14 protein-coding genes and 1 pseudogene are annotated in these 16,966 nt (G+C 68.7%); 7 read left to right on the forward strand and 8 right to left on the reverse strand.

Annotated features, from left to right (window positions below):
* Positions 1 to 24: 24 nt before the first annotated feature.
* The 4 genes from CDO46_RS06790 (at position 25) to CDO46_RS28315 (ending at position 4,879) form a co-directional block, all read left to right on the forward strand.
* Positions 25 to 777 carry a TSUP family transporter gene (locus CDO46_RS06790; protein WP_087837797.1) on the forward strand — a complete coding sequence of 251 codons (753 nt, stop codon included), beginning with the start codon at positions 25 to 27 and terminating at the stop codon, positions 775 to 777.
* A 152-nt stretch (positions 778 to 929) separates the two neighbouring features.
* On the forward strand, positions 930 to 1,682 hold the full coding sequence (locus CDO46_RS06795; protein ID WP_087837798.1) for a hypothetical protein: 753 nt from the start codon (positions 930 to 932) through the stop codon (positions 1,680 to 1,682).
* A 78-nt stretch (positions 1,683 to 1,760) separates the two neighbouring features.
* On the forward strand, positions 1,761 to 4,706 hold the full coding sequence (locus CDO46_RS06800) for an EAL domain-containing protein (RefSeq protein WP_087837799.1): 2,946 nt from the start codon (positions 1,761 to 1,763) through the stop codon (positions 4,704 to 4,706).
* A 17-nt stretch (positions 4,707 to 4,723) separates the two neighbouring features.
* Positions 4,724 to 4,879, forward strand: a complete 156-nt coding sequence (locus CDO46_RS28315) for a hypothetical protein (RefSeq protein ID WP_165963175.1) — start codon at positions 4,724 to 4,726, stop codon at positions 4,877 to 4,879.
* Between the two features lie 8 nt (positions 4,880 to 4,887).
* Here the strand turns inward: CDO46_RS28315 and CDO46_RS28595 are convergent, their stop codons facing one another.
* The 7 genes and pseudogenes from CDO46_RS28595 to CDO46_RS06830 all read right to left on the reverse strand — a co-directional run bounded on the left by CDO46_RS28595 (position 4,888) and on the right by CDO46_RS06830 (position 11,326).
* The gene (locus tag CDO46_RS28595; RefSeq protein ID WP_254914565.1) at positions 4,888 to 5,319 is read right to left on the reverse strand and encodes a LysR substrate-binding domain-containing protein; all 432 of its coding nucleotides are present in this window, start codon (positions 5,317 to 5,319) and stop codon (positions 4,888 to 4,890) included.
* A gap of 97 nt (positions 5,320 to 5,416) precedes the next feature.
* Positions 5,417 to 5,818 (reverse strand): annotated as a pseudogene (locus CDO46_RS28600) (LysR family transcriptional regulator); the annotation flags it as partial.
* 112 nt (positions 5,819 to 5,930) lie between these two features.
* Positions 5,931 to 6,917 (reverse strand): alpha/beta hydrolase, encoded by a 987-nt coding sequence (locus CDO46_RS06810; RefSeq protein WP_243724532.1) that lies wholly within the window; start codon positions 6,915 to 6,917, stop codon positions 5,931 to 5,933.
* Entirely contained in the window at positions 6,914 to 8,149 is a 1,236-nt protein-coding gene (locus CDO46_RS06815; protein ID WP_087837801.1) for an amidohydrolase family protein, read from the reverse strand. Before CDO46_RS06815 ends, CDO46_RS06810 begins: the two co-directional genes overlap by 4 nt.
* Positions 8,150 to 8,165: 16 nt before the next feature.
* Positions 8,166 to 9,149: an MBL fold metallo-hydrolase gene (locus CDO46_RS06820; protein ID WP_165963174.1), complete on the reverse strand. Its 984-nt coding sequence runs from the start codon at positions 9,147 to 9,149 to the stop codon at positions 8,166 to 8,168.
* A gap of 14 nt (positions 9,150 to 9,163) precedes the next feature.
* Complete coding sequence (locus tag CDO46_RS06825) at positions 9,164 to 10,135, reverse strand: MBL fold metallo-hydrolase (RefSeq protein WP_087837803.1); 972 nt, start codon at positions 10,133 to 10,135, stop codon at positions 9,164 to 9,166.
* A 21-nt stretch (positions 10,136 to 10,156) separates the two neighbouring features.
* Positions 10,157 to 11,326 (reverse strand): porin, encoded by a 1,170-nt coding sequence (locus CDO46_RS06830; protein WP_176400672.1) that lies wholly within the window; start codon positions 11,324 to 11,326, stop codon positions 10,157 to 10,159.
* Between the two features lie 296 nt (positions 11,327 to 11,622).
* On the opposite strand from CDO46_RS06830, the gene CDO46_RS06835 reads away from it, so the two are divergent.
* A complete protein-coding gene (locus tag CDO46_RS06835) occupies positions 11,623 to 12,534 on the forward strand; it encodes a LysR family transcriptional regulator (protein ID WP_087837804.1) in 912 nt (303 codons plus the stop codon).
* Between the two features lie 6 nt (positions 12,535 to 12,540).
* Here the strand turns inward: CDO46_RS06835 and prpR are convergent, their stop codons facing one another.
* The gene (gene prpR / locus CDO46_RS06840) at positions 12,541 to 14,469 is read right to left on the reverse strand and encodes a propionate catabolism operon regulatory protein PrpR (RefSeq protein ID WP_087837805.1); all 1,929 of its coding nucleotides are present in this window, start codon (positions 14,467 to 14,469) and stop codon (positions 12,541 to 12,543) included.
* 143 nt (positions 14,470 to 14,612) lie between these two features.
* Here prpR and CDO46_RS06845 point away from each other — a divergent pair, with 143 nt between their 5' ends.
* Both CDO46_RS06845 and CDO46_RS06850 read left to right on the forward strand, forming a co-directional pair.
* The gene (locus tag CDO46_RS06845; RefSeq protein ID WP_087837806.1) at positions 14,613 to 15,758 is read left to right on the forward strand and encodes a 2-methylaconitate cis-trans isomerase PrpF family protein; all 1,146 of its coding nucleotides are present in this window, start codon (positions 14,613 to 14,615) and stop codon (positions 15,756 to 15,758) included.
* Positions 15,759 to 15,953: 195 nt separating this feature from the next.
* Positions 15,954 to 16,964, forward strand: coding sequence for a tripartite tricarboxylate transporter substrate binding protein (locus CDO46_RS06850; RefSeq protein WP_087837807.1), 1,011 nt, complete (start codon positions 15,954 to 15,956; stop codon positions 16,962 to 16,964).
* Positions 16,965 to 16,966 lie beyond the last annotated feature (2 nt).

Raw genomic sequence — 16,966 nt, forward strand, 5'->3', positions numbered from 1 at the left:
TTTTCGGGTTAGTATTTCGGGCTCATGACCGTACTGACCTTTCTGCTATTCCTCGCCTGCGTGGGCCTGTCGGCCTACTGCCAGAACCTCACCGGCTTTGCCTTCGCCCTGCTGCTGCTCGGCATGGTCGGCGCCTTCGGCCTCATGCCCATTCCCGAGGCGGCCAATGTCGCCAGCGTCCTGAGCCTGGCCAACGCCTGGGCCTACTGGCGCTACAACCGGGTCACCTTCGACTGGACGCTGCTGCGGCCCATACTGACCAGCAGTCTCCTGGGCGTGCTGGGCGGCGTCGCGCTGCTGGCCTGGCTCAGCACGAATGCGGTGACGACGCTGCGGCTGCTGCTGGGGGTGGCCATCATCGGCTGTTCCGTCCTGCTGCTGGTGCAGAGCGCCCCCCGCGCCCAGCCGTCGGGCAAGCCGGCGCTGTGGTTCTTCGGCGTGCTGTCGGGCCTGCTCGGCGGGCTCTTCTCCACGTCGGGACCGCCCATGGTCTATCACCTGTACCGGCAGCCCCTGGATCGCAACCTGGTGCGCGAATGCCTGTTCATGATGTTCGCCGCCAGCGCCGCCCTGCGCCTGGTACTGGTGGCCGCCAGCGGCCATTTCGAATGGAGCTCGCTGCTGCTGGGCGTCTGCGCCGTTCCCGTCGTCGCGGGCGTGTCGTGGTGGCAGGCCCGCCATCCGCCTCCTATTTCCCGGCGCGCCATCAAATGGCTGGTCTGCGGGCTGCTCATGCTGGCGGGCGCCAGCCTGATATGGGCCAGCCTGGGCGGTTGAAACCGCCCATTGTGCAACGCACAACAAAAATCGGGCCTTAACCCCTTTTTCCCCTCAGTTGTAAGCAACTTCCCGTCCAGACGTGCGAATCTGGTGTCACCGCTGCGATATCCGCAACGGCCATACCGTCCCACTCTTACAAGGAAGTCCAAATGTCTTACGACAACACTCTGTCCACCCGGTCCGGCCTGCTGCTGCCGCTTTCCGAGCAAACCCCGGAGAACCTGCCCTTCACCGTCCGCATCGCGCGGGACGGCGAGGCGATGGAAAAAGCCATCACCATGCGCCAGTCGGCCTATGGCCGCCACGTGCCGGAAATCGCCCGCAACCTGGGCGAGCCGGAACTGCACGACACCGATCCCGGCTCGGTCGTGCTGCTGGCCGAATCCAAGTTCGATGGCGCGCCGCTGGGCACCATGCGCGTCCAGACCAACATGTGCGGCCCGCTGTGGCTGGAACAGTCGGTCACGCTGCCCGATTGGCTCTCGGGCTATGCGCTGGCCGAGGCCACCCGGCTGGGCGTGGCCAGCGAACGCATGGGCCGCGTGGCGAAAACCGCCCTTTTCAAGGCCTATTTCCTCTTTTGCGTGCAGGCTGGCATAGACTGGATGGTCATTGCCGGACGGTCCCCGCTCGACCGCCAGTACGAGGCGCTGATGTTCCGCGAAGTGTTCCCCGGCCAAGGTTTCATGCCGATGCGGCACGCCGGCAACATTCCCCACCGCGTGCTGGCCTTCGAGATCGCGACGGCGGAAAAGCGGTGGCGCGAGGGCAGCCATCCTTTGTATCAGTTTGTGTTCAAGACCCATCATCCGGACATTCGCATCGATGGGAATTTGATTAACATTGACGCGCTGCGCAGCGCTTCGCGGGAACGGGAAGAACTCCTCCAACCGCAGGCCTGATACGGCACGATCAGCGGCCCATCCGGGGGGGCGGGCCGCCCGCGGACCGACAAGCCCCCCCTCCTTCACAAGGCGAACATGCAGCCCCCTTCGGCGGAACCCTCTACCCGCATAGCCTGGGTTACAGCCAAGATCGACTGGTTCTTAAGCAACTTCTCGTACTACCTCGTACCGGCCGCGATCTTCGTCTTCTCGCTGGTGGCGCTCACGCTGGAACACAGCATCTACGACACCAACGACAATCGCACCCTGCCCTTCGCGGTGGTCGCCGACAAGAACGGCCAGACCCCTTCCGAAGCGCTGGCCGCCCTTGCGTCCGCGCCCGCGGTCCGGTTCCACGACACCCGCCTGGCCGAGACGCCGTTCTGGTTCCGCTTCACCGTTCCCCCTTCGAACACGCCGCAAAGCGTCGAGCTCCCCTCTCGCCATGCGCAGGAAATCTCGTGCTGGAACGCCGCCGGGCTGGCCCCCGTGGGCGCGGCCACGCGCAGCGGCACGTCGGGCATCCTGCAATCGGTGAAGTCCGGTTTCGCGCTGGACCTGGGCGTGCACGCCCAACCCCGCGACCTGCTGTGCCGCGCCCACTTCTCGGGCCCCGCCCGCATCACCGTCGAGGCCTGGCCGGAATCCGAGCTGGCCCTGTCGCATCTCGCCTACCACCACGCCACCGGCGTGCTCGAGGGCGGGCTGCTGACCCTGGCCGTCCTGACGCTGATGACGGCGCTGATCAACCGCGATGCGCGCTACCTCTTGTTCGCGATCTGGCTGGTCGGCAACCTGCGCCTGGGCGGCATCACCATGGGGTTCGACACCCAATGGCTGGAGCGCGCCATCCCCAACGAATGGATGGCGATGACCCGCAAGCTGACCATTGCCGCCTACTACATCGTCACCTACACGCTGTTCGCCCAGTTCATGCGCACCGAGCTCAGCCGCGTGGGCTATGCCTGGCTGCTGCGCGCCGGCGCGCGCGCCGGCCTGGTGCTGCTGGTCCTGGCCCTCTTCCTGAGCTTCGCCGCCTTCCTCCCCGCCATGTGGGTGGTGGCCTCGTTCGGCATCTTCGTCGTCATCTTCTTCCTCGCCCGCATCGTCATCGTCACGCGTTCGCGCATCGCGCTCTGGTACGCCGCGGCGCTGGGCATTGTGCTGTTCTCCACCTTCTCCGAGGTCATCGCCGCGGCGTTCGACTTCAAGGCCCTGGTCGGCGCCCTCAACAGCGTCACCGCCGCCCTGGCGTCCAGCCTGGTGGCCGCGTTCGCGTTCGCCGAGCAGATACGCGTGGAACGGGTCGAGCGCGAACATGCCGAGGCCGAACTGCAACGCGCCTATGAAGTCACGCCCGTGGGGCTGTTCACGCTGGAACCCGATGGACGCTTCGTGCGCGCCAATACCGCCATGCAGGAGAAGCTCGGCCTGGAAGGCCGGCCGCTGCACGAATTGCGCTGGCAGAACTACTTCGAGCCGGGCGCGCTGGCCCGGCTCAAGGAGATCGCCGACCGCGGCGGCGAGGCCGAAATCCAGGCCCAGCCCATAGGCGGCATGGAGCCGCGCTGGTACCTGGCCAAGGCCACGCTGGCCCACACCCGCATCGAGGGCTCGCTGCAGGACATCACCGAACGGCGCAAGGCCACGGAACGGCTGCGCTTCCTGGCCAACAACGACACCCTGACCGGCGCGCTGAACCGCCGCGGCATCGAACACATCCTCGAAACCTCGCTGAAGCACTTCGATCCGGCCCATCCCATCGCCCTGGCCTACCTGGACCTGGACCGCTTCAAGCTGATCAACGACCTGTACGGCCACCAGACCGGCGACGAAGTCCTCAAGCAGGTCTGCCAGCGGGTCAAGTGGTCGCTGGGAGACCACCACCACATCGGGCGCATCGGCGGGGACGAGTTCATCCTCGTACTGCGCGACACCGCCATGCTGCCGGCCACCGACCTGTGCCGCCGCATCATCAGCGACATCTGCGACATGCCCTTCCAGTTGCGCCGGCGTTCGTTCCAGGTCAAGGTATCCATCGGGCTGATCGAGATCACGCCCGAGATGCGCGTCCAGGATGCCGTCTCGGCGGCCGACCGCGCCTGCCGCGAAGCCAAGAAGGGCAAGCACGGCCACCTGGTCATCTACAAGGAAAACGCGCCGGCCTTCCAGGAACGCGCCGAAGAGCTGCGGCTGATCGAGGAACTCGGCAGCACCTTCACGCCCACCGGCCTGTCGCTGGTCATGCAGCCCATCATGTCGCTGCGCGCGCCCGAGGCCTCGCTGGATTTCGAAGTGCTGATCCGCATGCAGGACTCGTCCGGCGCGATGGTGCCGGCCGGCAAGATCATCGCGGCGGCCGAGGCCAACGGCACCATCGGTGAACTGGACAAGTGGGTGCTGACCTCGACGCTGGTGTGGCTGACCGAGAACCTGCCGCGCCTGCCCAACACGCGCTTCGTCTGCGTCAACCTGAGCGGCGCGTCGCTGAACGACGAGGCTTTCATCGAGGACACCTTCCGCATCCTCTCGCGCTTCGGACCGGTGGTGAAGTACCTGTGCATGGAGATCACCGAAAGCGTGGCCCTGCACGACATCGCCAACTCCCGCCGCTTCATCGACCGGCTCAAGTCCTGCGGCGCCAAGATCGCGCTCGACGACTTCGGCGCGGGCTACACCTCGTTCTCGTACCTGAAGGAGTTCGCCGCCGACGCGCTCAAGATCGATGGCGGTTTCATCAAGCGCATGCACGAGCATCCGGCCAACTATGCCATCGTCGAGGCCATCGTCGAGCTGGCGCGCAACCTCGGCATGCGCAGCATCGCCGAATGGGTGGAGGACTATGCCACGGTGGAAGCGCTGGCGGAGCTGGGGGTAGACTATGTACAGGGCTGGGCCATCGCCAAGCCCATGGCGCCCGAGGACATCCTGCGCGCCAGCTCTGCCGCGAGCTTCATCACCGACGAACAGGTCCGGGCCTTCATCGCCGGCGGTTCCCAGCCGGGGCTGCCGGACGGCATGTCCGCCTGGGGCCCGCATTGACGCGGACAGGAAACCGTATGTTCCGACTCTTGCTCAACTCGACCTGGCCGCTGCTGGCGGCCTTCTGCGTGGCCTGCACGCCCGCGCCGCGATCCCCGTCCGATTCCGCCCAAGGCGGCAGCGGCATCAGCGTCTATGGCACCATAGACGCGGGCGTGGTCGTCAACCGCTAGAACCGTTCCTAGGCCCGCCGGGCCGGCGCCAGCGCGGCATCGTCGCGCCCGATGTGGTGCGCGGCCCGGTGCAGGTGGGTGATCAGGTGCCGCATCAGCGGCGAGGGCAGCGAATCGCTGCGCAGCATGGCGCCCACCGTCAGGTCGTAGCCCTTCTCTTCCACGTCGATCACCGACATGAACTGGGACGCCAGCGGCTGCATGGCGATCTGGCGCGGCATCAGGCCCACATAGTCGCCCGCCGCCAGCAAGGACAGCAGCGCCAGGGTCGAATTGGCCACCGCGGCCACCGCCGGCGGTTCCAGCCCGTGCTGCTCGAACAAGGGCCGGGCATAGCCCGATTCCCCGTCGGCACCGGTGAACACCCAGCGGGCGCCCTGCAGATCGGCCAGCGTGCGCGCCTTCAGCCACGGGCTGCCCCGGCGCGCGGTGGGTACCATGGTCGTGCGGATCAGCGGCTCGATATGGAAACTCGCCCGCCGACAGGTCTTCCGGTATCCCCCCCAGGGTCACGTCCACCTCGTGGGCCCGCAGTTTCTGCAATTGCGCGACATAGAGCTCTTCGCTCACGCGCAGCCGGATGCCGGGGAATTCCTGGCCGAAGGTCCTCAGCGCCTCGGGCACCAGCAACATGACCGCCACCGGCACCGCGCCCAGGTGCAGCTCGCCCACCATGGAGCCGGACATCTGCCGGATCTCGTCCACCGCCAGGTTCAGTTCGCGGCGTGCCTTGACCGAGCGTTCGTACAGGACGCGGCCCTGGGCCGTGGGCACGACGCCGCGCGAGGTCCGCTGCAACAGCGTCACGCCCAGTTCGAGCTCCAGTTCCCTGACCATCTTGGTCAATGCCGGCTGCGACGTGCCCACCCGCCTCGCCGCTCCGCGCAGACTGCCTTCTTCCACCGCCGCGACCAGCGCGTTCAGGGTCGTGAGCTTCACCAAATCTCCCTATGGCGATCCGCCGTGCAGGCCACGGGACATGCAGGCGGCTTGCCGGTATTTTGCACCCGGAGGCCGCCGCCCTTCCAGTGCGCGAGCGGCCGGCTCGCCGCTACGGGGTCTGCCCGGGAAACAAGCTCTTCAGGAAGCGCAGTACCGGCGCGCTCAGCGACTCGTCGCCGGTGTTCACCGAATAGACCTGGCTCAGGTGGTTGTGCCCCCGCACGACATTGAGTTCCGGCGCGAAGCCGTGCCGGGTCACCAGCCGGGCGAACAGTTCGCCGGCCTGCACCTGCATCTGCATGGGGTCCATCTCGGCGTAGCTGATCAGCACCGGAAAGGGCGCCGCGTCGACCAGGTCCACGGTCGACATGGCACCCCATTGCGCGCGGTCCGGCCCGAAGTACGCCTCGTTGCGGGGATCCGGCGTCGGGATGCCGAACTGGCGCCGCGCCATTCCCTCCAGCCGTGCATCGTAGACGCCCGAGATGAACACCGCGCCGGCGATTCTGAGTCCTTCGGCGGGATGGAACCGCCGGACCAGCGTCGCAGCCGCGGCATGGGCCGCCCCCGCCGACTCCCCCATCAGCACGATGCGTTCGGGGTCGCCGCCGAGCCCGGCCGCGTGGGTCCTGGCCCAGGCCAGTACGGACGAGATGTCCTGGGCGCCGGCCGGCCACCGGTGGGCGGGCCCGAGCCGGTAGTTGGGCACCACGACCACGTAGCCCTGGCGCGCATAGAAATAGCCCTGGTTGGCGCTGTCCGACTTGTCGCCCCGGACGAAGCCGCCGCCGTGGACGAACACCAGGACGGGCCGGCGCGAGGCGGCCTCGGCCGGCGCGTAGACGTCCAGCCTGTGCCGCTCGTCCGGGCCGTAGGGAAGACCGGCCTCGACCTTGACCCCATCGCGCGGTTGCGCGGCCAGCAGCGGCTGGTACAGCCCCTTGGTCGCCGGCACGTCGATGACCGGCCCCATCTGCCGCAACCTGGCCTGCAATTCGGGCGGCACGCCCCCCTCCGCCGCCAGGACCGGTCCCGCGCCCAGCGGCAGCATGCCGCAAGCCACCGCGCACCACCAGCGTTGCCAGAAACGATTCATTGCCGTCCCTCCGGGGATTTGTGGAACCGGCCATCCTTCATGATCGCGGACAGCCGGGACTTGTCCTGCAGGATCGCCACATCCTGGCACGGATCGCCGTCGACCAGCAACAGGTCGGCCAGGAAGCCCTTGCGCACCATCCCCAGTTCGCCGTCCAGGCCCATGATCTGCCCGCCAAGCATGGTCGCCGCCGACAACGCTTCGGCGGGGGTATAGCCCAGGTGGCGCACGAACAGCTCCAGGTCGCGCGCGTTGCGTCCATTGGGATTGAAGGGGAAACCGTAGTCGCCTCCCGGCAGCACCCGCACGCCGCGCCGCCGCAACTCCGGCACCAGCCGTCGCTGGCGCTCCAGCACGATGGCGGCATCCTCCTTCATGTGGCGCATGTCGAAATGCGGCGGCGGCACGGCATCCAGTGTCGCCTGCACGATGCCCAGCGTGGGCGCGACGAATATCTCGTCCTTGCGCGCCTCCATCATGTCCAGCGCCTCCTCGTCCGCGTAGGTGCAGTGGTACAGCACGCGAAAGCCATGGCGCAGGCCCATCTTCACCGCCTCGGCGGCGTGCGCGTGGGCGGTCAGCCAGACGTCCGACTCGCGTGCCTGCTCGCCCGCCGCCCGCGCCTCGTCCTCGGTGTAGAGCAGCTCCATGGAGGCGCCGGGCTTGAGCGCGCTTTCCCCCGACAACAGGAACTTGAGCGATTTCGCGCCCAGCGCCGCGCAGCCCTTCACGAAGGCACGGACCGCCTCGGGCCCTCGCCCGTGTTCGTCCACCTTGCCCGGGTCCATCATCGCCGACTCGATGGGCGGCTCGCGCTCGACCGAGGAAGGAACCAGGCGCGGCCCCGGCATGCCCCCCGCGTCGATGGCCGCCTTGAGCGTGATTTCCACGGTCCTGTCCAACGCCCCCGCCGAATAGGCGCTGGTAAAGCCATGATCGAGCAGGATGCGGGCATTGCGCGCGGTATTGAGCACGAGGTCCTGTTCCGGCAGGGACATGCCGGGCACGAAGCGCTCCACCGACGTGGGCCAGGACAGATGGGCGTGGGCCTCGACCAGGCCCGGCATCAGCACGCCGCCGCGGCCGTCGACGATGCGGGCGCCTTCGCGCGGCACCGCCGCCTCGCGCGCCACCTGGACGATGCGCTCGCCCTCGACCCGGACCTCGGCCGGGAATGGCGGCGTACCCGAGCCATCGAAGACACGGACGCCGGTGAATACGGTTGCACTCATGGAGATCTCTCTTTTCTCAGAATCGTTGCAGGTCGCTGGCGATGCGCACCGGCCCCATGAAGGCCGGCTGAATGCCGCGGACATAGCCGGACAGGTCGCGCTCCCCATCCTCGCCCGGGGCCAGGTGCGTGAGCACGACTTCCTTGACCCCCGCCGCCGTGGCCAGCTTGCCGATCTCGACGGGCGTCAGGTGGTTCTGCTCCATGTGCCTGATCATGGAAGGCAGCATCGCCGGTTTCAGGTCCGGGGCGCGCTTGAGAATTCCGACCATGCTGTCCAGGTTGATCACTTCGCTCACCAGTACGTCTGCCCCCCGCGCCAGGCGCTCCACGTTCTTGGACGGGCCGGTATCGCCCGTGAAGACATAGACCCGTCCGGGCGTCTCGATGCGGAAGGCATACGACCGCGAGAACGCCGCCTGCGGACTGCCTGGCGGGAAGTGATAGTGCGTGTTCGTCACGGCCAGCACGCGGAGGTTGGCGTCGCGATAGATCTCGGCCGGCTCGTCCATCTCGGCGTCCAGGTCCGCCGCCTTGACCGTCGAAGCCAGCGGCGGCTTGCCGCCGGGGCCGCCGCCTATGGGCGCCAGTTCCACCGTACGGGCGGCGGCGACCAGGTCGGCCACCATGCGCGCGGTGCCCGGCGGCCCGATCACCGGCAACGGCTGGTAGCTGTTGAACATCCAGCGGCTGGCGAGGATCTGGCCCAGGTCGGCGTTGTGATCGATATGGTGGTGGGAAACGAAAACGGCCTTGACCTTGTGCATGGACAGCCCCGCCGCCACCATCTGGCGCTCGGTGCCCGCCCCCACGTCGAACAGATAGACGCTGTCGCCCACCACCACCGCATTCGCCGGTTCCGCGCGTTCACGCCGGATGACCGGACCTCCGCCCGTCCCCAGCGTCACGAATGCAGCCGCCGGCGCGACATCCGCGGCCAGGACGGCGGGAGGCACGGCCGCGGTCACCATCGCGGCGGCCATCATCCAGAGAATCTTCATCCCTTTCTCCATGTTCAGAAACGATCCAGATCGCGCGCCACGAAGACGTCGCCGCCGAAGGTCGTCCGGGCACCGGCCGCCAGCGCCGGCGCGGACTGCTGGAACGCCGCGGCGATGCCCAGGTGCGTGAAGACCAGGCGCCGCGCGCCCGCCTCGGCCGCGATGGCGCCGGCCTGCGCCGGTGTCAGGTGATGCTTCTTCAGGTGGTCGATCAAGGCGGGCCGCACCTGCGGCGGCATGGGCGAAGCCGGGCCGTTGAGGTTGGCGACGATGCCGTCCAGGTCGATGACCTCGCTCACCATCAGCTCTACCCCCTTGAACAGCCGAGCGACCGCGGCGCTCTCGCCGGTATCCCCCGTGTAGCCGATGCCCTGCCCATCCAGGTCGAAGCGCAGCGACAGCGACTCGGTGCCTATCCTGGCCACCGGGCCGTCGAAATGGGAATTGCGCGCCGCGCGCACGCCCTCCACGTCCACGTCACTGCCGTCCTTCAGAATCACCACCCTGACGGTATCGGCCGGCGTACGCGCGCCCCGGCCGCCGCCCACATCCTCGGCGCTGACGAGGTGGGACGGCTGCAAGGAGCGCAGGATGCCGTCGACCACTTCATCCGTGCCCGGCGGACCGTAGATGGTCAGCGTTCCCGGCGCCACCTGCATCCAGCGCAGGCCGATCACGCCTTGCAGGCCGCCGACGTGGTCCTGATGCAGATGGCTGATGAATACCGCCCCCACCCGGGAGGGCTGGTAGCCCGCGGCGGCCAGGCGCTCCAGCGCGCCATCTCCGCAATCGACCAGCCAGACCCGCTGGCCGGCGGTCAGCAGATTGGCGGGCTGCGAACGGTCGGCGTGGATGATGGGGCCGCCCGCCGTGCCCAGGGTCGTCCAGGCCATGGGCCGCTCCGCCCGCGCATCGGCGGCAGCCGCCCATTGCGGCGCGCCGCTGGCCAATGCGGCGGCCAGCAAGAACACAAAGGGAAATTTCATGGGTGTCTCCGTAGGAAATGTTCAGGTGCGCGCCAGCGTGCGCGCGGAAGGCAGGCGGCGGCAGGCCAGGTGGAAGGCGAGCACCGCCGCGCCGGCGATGCCCACCGCCGCCCAGCCCAGCGCGCCATAGCCGGCGGACTTGACCAGCGTGCCGCCCAGGAAAGGCCCGATGGCCGAACCGGTCATCAGCATGGCGGGGGTGGCGGCCACCAGCCGGCCGCTCGGTTCCAGCCGGGCCAGCACGCCGAAGGCAAAGGTATGGGTGAAGATCATCGCCGCCGAGAAGAACAGGGCTCCGGCCGCGTAGGGCGGGAACGCCGTGCCCTGCGCGATCAGCAACGCCAGCGACGCCTGGACCAGCGGCCCCCAGCACAGCACAGCCCGGGCCGGCCAACGCTGCTCCAGCACCGCGGCCAGCGGAGCGGGAAACAGGTTCACGATGCCCAGCGCGATCAACACGGCGGTCACCGCGCCGGCGCCGAATCCCCGGTCCATGCCCATGCGCTCCAGGAAGCTGAAGACCATGGCTTGCACCAGGGCCATGGCGGCCACGCCCGCCGACAGGCCGGCGCGGCGATAGGTCAGCAGGGCCGCCCGGGTATGCCTGGCGGTACCGGGACCGACGACTTGCGGCGCGCCGGGATTGGGGGCCACCGGGGCGTTCTCGCCCGATGCGAACGCCAGGGCCAGCGCGAAGCCGCCCACCGTCGGCGACCAGTAGCTGGCCACGTTGTCCAGCGATGTCTGGCTGAGATCCGATAGTTGCATCGCCAGCGCCGGCGAATACGGCGAGAAATGATCGGGGTCGTAGGGCGCCAGCGCCCCCTGCATCAGGGACAGCTGGCGCCCCAGCCGCACTTCCCCCCATTGCCGCGAGCCCAGGCCCACATAGGCGGAGCGTCCGAACATGCGGCCACCCTGCAGCAGGCTGCCGCTGTCCAGGCCCAGGCCGCTTTCCAGTTCGAAACGCGCCTGCATGCCGTTGCCGAGGTCTTCCCTGCCGCGCAACCCCACCCGCGACGGCACGTGGCCGGTCTGCTTCATCAGCGACGCGTGCTGTCCCGTGCTGGAACGCAGGTGCTCCACGGCGGTATCCAGCACGCCATAGATCTCCACCGCCGACCGTGCCGGCGCCGCTCCGACCGCGCCACCCAGCCCGATCATGGCGGCAGCCAATGTCGTCATCTTCATGTTCTTCGTTCGTCTCCTCGTATGGACGCCGGCTTCTCCCGCGCATCGCGTCGCCCCCATGCACGGTTGAACGCATCCCGCGCCGCGCCTGGCACAGGCACACGCATGAAACACATGGGGAAGGAATACCCGCCGCTCAGGCGGGAAGCGCGGGGCGGGCCCTCAGGGGCTCGCTGGGTGCGAAGGGCAGGCTGGCATCCGGGTCTCCTGCGAGCCGGCTTTCTTTTGCGAGACGCAGTTTATGATCGGGTTCTCCATTTCTCCAGATTATTCAGCCAATACACTGCATCCAAAAAATGGATTGGAAAGCCATAGACCTGAATCTGCTGGTCGTATTCCAGGCCATCCTGGACCAGCGCGGCGTGACGCGTGCCGGCGAGAAGCTGGGATTGAGCCAGCCCGCCATGAGCGCGGCGCTGGCGAGGCTGAGGGACCTGTTCGGCGACCCGCTGTTCGTGCGATCCGGCCTGGAGATGAGGCCGACGCCGCGCGCGCTGGAGCTGGCCGGGCCGGTCGGAAGCGTGCTGGCCTCGATCGCGACGGACGTCCTCCAGCGCGCCGGCTTCGATCCGGCCACGACCCGGAAGACGTTCACCATCGTCACGCCCGACGTGGGCGAAGTGCATTTTCTTCCGCCGCTCCTGGCCAGGATGTCGCGCGACGCTCCCCACGCCAGCCTGCGCACGATCGCCCGGCCCGCCGTAGAGACCGCGTCGGCGCTGATATCCGGCGAAGCCGACCTGGCGCTGGGCTATTTCCCCGACCTGCACAAGGCCGGTTTCTTCCAGCAGAAGCTGCTGGAGATCCCCGTCGTCTGCCTGGTCCGCAAGAACCATCCCACCATCGGCCAGCGCATGACGCTGAAGGAATACCTGTCCGCGCCGCATGCGCTGGTCCGGCCGGACGGACGCGGCGAGGAACTCGATCGCATGTTCGCGCCGCGGCATACGCCGCGCCGGGTGGTGGTGGAGGTCTACCACGTCATGAGCCTGCTGCCCATACTCGAGTCCTCGGACCTGATCGCGGTCGTGCCCCGCGATGTGGCGCACACCTGTGCGCGCTATGCGAACCTGCGCATCGTGGAGTTGCCTTTCGCCGGCCCTTCCATCACGGTGCACCAGTTCTGGCACGAGCGCTTCCACAAGGATCCCGCCAATTGCTGGCTGCGCAGCGCGATCCACGAGATGTGCGCGGCGCTACGCGACTGACCGGCCCTATTCCCGCGCGGCCTTGATCTTGCGCCACAGCGTGGTACGGCTGATGCCCAGCCGCCGCGCGGCTTCCTGGTGGTTGCCCTCGCACTCGGCCAGCACGGCGCGGGCATGGGCGGCCTCCTGGCTGGCGCGCACCGCCGACAGGCTGCGCGCCGCGGGCGCCTGGCGCCGGGCCGGCGCGTCGGCCAGCATGGCCCGCACCTCGCGGCGCGACAGCGGCCGGCCCTCGGTCAGGCAGGCCATGGTCAGGCGCTCCGAGACGTTTTCCAGTTCCCGGACGTTGCCACGCCATGCGCCTTCCTTGAGCACCGGCAACGCCGCCTCCAGCATGGGGGCCACGGCCTCCTGCAAGCCCGCGCGCCCCAGCGCCGCCGGCAGCAGCCGCCGCGCCAGCGCCTCGATGTCCTCGGGCCGGTCGCGCAGCGGCGGCACCACCACCTGCAGGATGTTCAGGCGGTAGTACAAGTCCTCGCGGAAGGCGCCCGCCCTGACCATCGCCAGCAGGTCGCGATGGGTGGCGGCCACGATGCGCACGTCCACCGGAATGGTATCGACGCTGCCCACGCGCGTGATTTCCTTCTCCTGCAAGGCGCGCAGCAGCCGGGTCTGCAGCGGCAGCGGCATCTCGCCGATCTCGTCCAGGAACAGCGTGCCTTCGTTCGCCGACTCGAACAGGCCCGGCTTGCCCTGCCTGCGCGCGCCGGTGAAGGCGCCCTCGTCATAGCCGAACAGCTCGCTCTCCAGCAGCGTCTCGGTAAAGGCGCCGCAGTTGATGGCGATGAAGGGATGCCGGCGCCGCCGGCTCGCGTTGTGCAGGCCCTGGGCCAGCAGTTCCTTGCCGGTGCCGCTTTCGCCGTGGATCAGCACGGCCGCGTCGCTGTGCTCGGCGAATACCCGGCACTGCGCGATCACCTGGCGCATGGCGGCGGACTCGGCCACCACGTCGTCCAGCCGGTACCGGGCCACGCGCGAGCGCCGGTGCGTATGCGCCCGCAGCTTGCTGACGGCGCGCTCCAGCTCGCTGGATGCATGCAGCGTGAAGATGGCGCCGGTCTGCATGCCTTCGTCCAGCAGCGGGACGCGATCGACCACGACCGACTTGCCGCCCATCTCCTGTACCGTCCCGATCTCGCCCGCTCCGCGCGTCATGACCTGCCCCGGCTCGAGGTCGGGCAGCACCTGGCGCAGCGGCTGGCCCAGGGCCTCGCGCACGCGGCGTCCGGTCAGCTTGTCCACCGACGGATTGGCGGCGACGATGCGGCCGGCCATGTCCACCGCGATGACGCCGTCGTTCAGGTGATACAGCACCGAATCGAGCTGGGTGCGGCGCGATTTCTCGGCCTTCTGCGCGGCTGCGATCTCGATCGCGTCGTCGAAGGCGGCGCGCACCGAATCCAGCGAATAGACCAGGATGCCCGTCAATCCGGCCTCGTCGGCCAGGTTGGCGATCAGGCCCGGACCGACCACCACCTCGATGCCGGCCGCGGCCAGTTCCTGGATGCAGTGCCGGGCGTCCTCGGCGGTCTGGTAGGCACGGATCTGCATGGGCAGCGAGAACAGCGTCGCGAAGCGGTTCAGCGCGGGCGGCACGCGCCGGTGCATGACCATGGCGATACGGTCCGAGAACTGCCGCGCCTTGCAGATCGCCGCCATCAGGTCGAAGCCCCCCACCTTGACGAAGGCCACGGGAATGCCGACGTTCTGGCGCAGATAGGCGCCATGGGCGCCCGCCGCGACGATGACGTCGCAGGCCCGCTTTTCGCTGCGCCGGGCGATCTCGGCGATGGCGTCGTCGAAGCCTTTGTCGATGATCTCGATGGCGGCGCGGTCGGCCAGCTCGGGGCTGACGGTGCGGAAGACCTCGGTCAGCCGGTGGGCGCTGATGGCCCAGATCAGGGGCCGGCGGTCATCGGATGCGGCGATGCTCATGTTCACTCCTTTTCAATATTGAAACATGAACACGCACCAGGTGAAACACACGCCTCCCATCGCCTTGCGGCGCCGCGGCCCCCATCGATCGCGCCCGCTGGCATGCGCCTTGCAAGAAGCGGCCATTCCACTCGGAGACTTCGATGCCTCAAGCAGCCTATCCTGCCGTCTACATGCGCGGCGGCACCAGCCGCGCCCTGGTCTTCCACGACCGCGACCTGCCCGCCGGCCGCGACGCCCGCGACCGCATCTTCCTCGCCACGCTGGGCAGCCCCGATCCCGGCAAGCGGCAACTGGACGGGCTGGGCGGCGGCATCTCGTCGCTGTCGAAGATCGCCGTGGTGGGCGCGCCTTCGCGCGCCGATGCCGACGTGGACTACACCTTCGGCCAGGTCGCGATCGACGCGCCGCTGGTCCAGTACCGGGGCAATTGCGGCAACATCTCGGCGGCCATCGGCCCCTACGCGGTGGACGAAGGGCTGGTGCGGGCATCGGGCGACCACGCATCGGTCCGCATCCACAACACCAATACCGGCAAGATCATCGTAGCCGACTTCGCCCTCAGCGACGGCCGCGCCGCGGTCGCCGGCGATTTCGCGCTGCCCGGCGTGGCCGGCACCGGCTCGCCCATCCGGCTGTCCTTCCTGGACCCGGGCGGCGCCACGACGGGCAAGCTGTTCCCCACCGGCGCCGCCCGCGACACCGTGACGATCCCGGACGTCGGCACGATCGAGATCTCGTGCGTCGACGTCTCCAACCCGACCGTCTTCGCGCGCGCCGCGGACTTCGGCCTGTCCGGCACGGAGTCGGCGGCGCAGATCGACGCCCGGCCGGACGTGGTCCGGCAATGCGAGGAGCTGCGCGTCGCGGCCGCCGTCCTGATGGGGCTCGCCACCGAGGACGAAGCGCGCACCCGCCTGCGCAACCTGCCGCTGGTCTGCTTGCTGTCGCCGCCCGCGGACGTGGCGTTTGCGTCGGGCGCCTCGTTGCGGGCCCAGGACGTGGACATCACCGCCCGCATGTTCTCGGCGGGCCAGCCGCACCGGGCAACGCCGCTGACGGGCGCGATGTGCCTGGCCGCCTGCGTGCGCCTGCCCGGCACCCTGGGCGCCGAACTGGGCCGCGTCCCCACGGACGGCCGCGACATCGTCATCGGCCATGCCTCGGGCTCGCTGCCCGTGGGCGCCGCCGTCGGCGGCGGGCAGCAGCCGCGCGTGGAAAGCGCCACCGTCACGCGCACCGCGCGCCGGCTGATGCGCGGCGAGGTCTATGCCCCCACCGGACGGTGACGCCGTTTCGTAGAAACGCGTTACATTATTGAAACACCACCAGTGTTCCGACGCGCGGCCGCCCGACGGTCGCGCCTGGAAATCCTCATACGAATCAATGGCTTGGATCGGGATCCGCGATAGCACCCGCCGCATGGCACGCACCTTGCTCGACAGTCCTCCATTCAGACACAAGAACCGTCCCCGGAGACCCCCATGACGTACCCCCTTACGCCTCGCGCCGGCTCGGCGTTCAAGGCCTTCCGCCGCACCCTCCTGTCCGCGATCGTGGGCACGCTGGCCGCCGCTTCCTGGCAGGCCGCGCAGGCGTCCGACTATCCGACCAAGCCCATCAAGCTGATCGTGCCCTTCGCCCCCGGCGGCGGCAACGACGCCATCGCCCGCACCCTGGGCCGGCGCCTGGGCGACGCGCTGGGCCAGCCGGTGGTGATCGAGAACCGCGCCGGAGCCGGCGGCAAGCTGGGCGTGGAAGCCGGCGTGAAGGCCGACCCCGACGGCTACACGCTCACCCTCATTTCCAACAGCTATTCGGTCAACCCCAGCCTCTATCCCATCAAGTTCGACCCGATCAAGGACATCACGCCCATCGGCATGATCGCGCGCGGCCCGCTCCTGATCTCCGTGCCGACCACGCTGCCGGTCAACAACCTGGCCGACCTGATCCAGCTCGCCAAGACCAGGAAAGGCGGGCTGACCTACGCGTCGTCCGGCCAGGGCGGCATCTCCCACCTGGCCACGGAACTGTTCCAGCGCACCGCCGGCATCGAGATGACCCACGTGCCCTATCGCGGCACGGCTCCAGCCCTGACCGACACCGTCGCGGGCCAGACCGACGTCTTCTTCAGCACGGCCGGCGCCGCCTTTCCCTACATGAAGAGCGGCCGGCTGAAGGTCGTGGCCGAGACGCTGCCCAAGCGCATCCAGGCCGAGCCGTCCATCCCCACCGTGGCCGAGGCCGGCGTGCCCGGCTATGAAGTGATCGTCTGGTACGGGCTGATTGCCCCCAAGGGCCTGCCCGCCGACATCCAGCAACGGCTGAACAAGGAAATGAACATCGCGCTGGCCCTGCCTGAAACCGTGGAGCAGTTGAAGGCCAACGGCGAGGAGCCCGCCGTCGGCAAGCCCGAACAGTTGATGGCGCAGATCCAGAAGGAGTTGACCCTCTGGAAACGCGTCGTGACCGATGCCAAGATCCAGGTGGAATGACC

Source organism: Pigmentiphaga sp. NML030171 (assembly GCF_002188635.1).
Taxonomy (GTDB): Bacteria; Pseudomonadota; Gammaproteobacteria; order Burkholderiales; family Burkholderiaceae_B; genus Pigmentiphaga; species Pigmentiphaga daeguensis.

What these genes read in the sequence shown, in the direction of transcription:
- CDO46_RS06790 (WP_087837797.1), top strand. Translation starts at nt 25, where the DNA reads ATGACCGTACTGACCTTTCTGCTATTCCTCGCCTGCGTGGGCCTGTCG.
- CDO46_RS06795 (WP_087837798.1), top strand. Translation starts at nt 930, where the DNA reads ATGTCTTACGACAACACTCTGTCCACCCGGTCCGGCCTGCTGCTGCCG.
- CDO46_RS06800 (WP_087837799.1), top strand. Translation starts at nt 1,761, where the DNA reads ATGCAGCCCCCTTCGGCGGAACCCTCTACCCGCATAGCCTGGGTTACA.
- CDO46_RS28315 (WP_165963175.1), top strand. Translation starts at nt 4,724, where the DNA reads ATGTTCCGACTCTTGCTCAACTCGACCTGGCCGCTGCTGGCGGCCTTC.
- CDO46_RS28595 (WP_254914565.1), bottom strand. Translation starts at nt 5,319, where the DNA reads ATGGTACCCACCGCGCGCCGGGGCAGCCCGTGGCTGAAGGCGCGCACG.
- CDO46_RS06810 (WP_243724532.1), bottom strand. Translation starts at nt 6,917, where the DNA reads ATGAATCGTTTCTGGCAACGCTGGTGGTGCGCGGTGGCTTGCGGCATG.
- CDO46_RS06815 (WP_087837801.1), bottom strand. Translation starts at nt 8,149, where the DNA reads ATGAGTGCAACCGTATTCACCGGCGTCCGTGTCTTCGATGGCTCGGGT.
- CDO46_RS06820 (WP_165963174.1), bottom strand. Translation starts at nt 9,149, where the DNA reads ATGAAGATTCTCTGGATGATGGCCGCCGCGATGGTGACCGCGGCCGTG.
- CDO46_RS06825 (WP_087837803.1), bottom strand. Translation starts at nt 10,135, where the DNA reads ATGAAATTTCCCTTTGTGTTCTTGCTGGCCGCCGCATTGGCCAGCGGC.
- CDO46_RS06830 (WP_176400672.1), bottom strand. Translation starts at nt 11,326, where the DNA reads ATGAAGATGACGACATTGGCTGCCGCCATGATCGGGCTGGGTGGCGCG.
- CDO46_RS06835 (WP_087837804.1), top strand. Translation starts at nt 11,623, where the DNA reads ATGGATTGGAAAGCCATAGACCTGAATCTGCTGGTCGTATTCCAGGCC.
- prpR (WP_087837805.1), bottom strand. Translation starts at nt 14,469, where the DNA reads ATGAGCATCGCCGCATCCGATGACCGCCGGCCCCTGATCTGGGCCATC.
- CDO46_RS06845 (WP_087837806.1), top strand. Translation starts at nt 14,613, where the DNA reads ATGCCTCAAGCAGCCTATCCTGCCGTCTACATGCGCGGCGGCACCAGC.
- CDO46_RS06850 (WP_087837807.1), top strand. Translation starts at nt 15,954, where the DNA reads ATGACGTACCCCCTTACGCCTCGCGCCGGCTCGGCGTTCAAGGCCTTC.